We start from the raw sequence: 1,297 nt of genomic DNA, 5'->3' as shown, positions 1-1,297 counted from the left end.
GCCCGGCCGTGTGCCGGGCAGGGGCGCCTCTGTCGTACGGGGACTACGGGGCCAGGAGCTGCCCCGCGGCCACTGCCGAGGCCACCGTCCCGCCGGCCACCACCGCCGAGGCCGCGAACAGCGGAATCCGCAGAGTCCAGGTGCGCAGGGTCGACGAGCGGGAGACACGGTCCAGCAGCGCGTCCCGGCCGCGCAGCACGATCAGGCCGACGCCGGTGAGCGTCAGCGCCATGCCGAGGCCGAAGGCCGCGACCATGGCGAGGGCGATGCCGACCTTGCCGGTCAGCAGCCCGGTGAGCAGGACGAGGAAGGCGGACGGCGAGGGCAGCAGACCGCCCGATGCGCCGAGGAGTACGAGGCCGCGCCAGGTCAGCAGGGACGGGGCGTCCGGGATGTGATGGCTGTGCCCGTGATCATGGCCGTGATCGTGGCCGTGTCCATGCCCCTGGTCCTGCCGATGGTCGTGCCCATGCCCATGCCCATGCCCGCGATCATGCCCGTGATCATGGTGGTGCCTGTGGTGGCGCAGATGCCGCCGCAGCAGGCTCACGCCCACCCCCGCCACCACCAGCGCCGCGATCAGCTGGAGCCACCCCGTCAGCGCCGCGATGTCCGGCGTGCTGTTCGCCGCCAGCCACCAGCCGACCGCCAGGGCCGCGACCGAGAACGTATGCATCACGGCGACGATCCCGCCCAGCCACACCGCATCCCGCGGCCGGCCCCGGCCGCCCACCAGATATCCGGCGGCCAGCGACTTGCCGTGCCCGGGTGCGCAGGCGTGGAGCGCACCCACGGCGGCGGACACCAGGAGCGCCAGTGGGAGGGCGCCCCCCTGGTCCAGGAGCGACGTCAGATCCGTGGTCCAGGCCCAGGCGGAGGAGACCCGGTCGCCGCCGGCAGCCGCCGATGTGAGGGCGAGCGTGCGCGTCGGCTCCTTAGCCGTATGCAGCCCGCCTCCGCCCGTGTCCGTCACCGACAGCGTGCGGTAGGCCGGATTGACGTCCGTCAGCGCGGTCACCGTCAACTCGATCCGGTCCACAGGACGCGGGCAGACGAAGTGGAGCTTCAGCCCGTCCGCCCCGTCGATGCGACACGGGCGGCCGTCCTGGCGCACGGCGATGTGTGAGCGCAGATAGCCCGCCTCGTCGCCGCCGGACTCCTTCTTCAGTACGGCGACGTCGTCCTGCTGCGCGGACCAGGTCGCGTCGACCGCGGCGCCCGCCGCCTCGACCTTGACGACGGGCGGGGTGCCGAAGGGGTGCGCCTGCGCCGTCCCCGCGCTGCCGAGGAGCAGCGC

Annotated in this window: 1 protein-coding gene; it reads right to left on the bottom strand. The window is 73.6% G+C overall.

What is annotated here, in order from left to right; genetic code table 11:
- Positions 1 to 43: 43 nt before the first annotated feature.
- On the bottom strand, positions 44 to 1,297 hold a 1,254-nt coding region (locus ACWGI8_RS44390; protein ID WP_453669320.1), incomplete at its 5' end, for a hypothetical protein.

It is taken from the genome of Streptomyces sp. NPDC054841 (genome assembly GCF_053611045.1).
The sequence above is the reverse complement of the archived record's forward strand: the minus strand, read 5'-3'. Positions and strand labels throughout refer to the sequence as shown.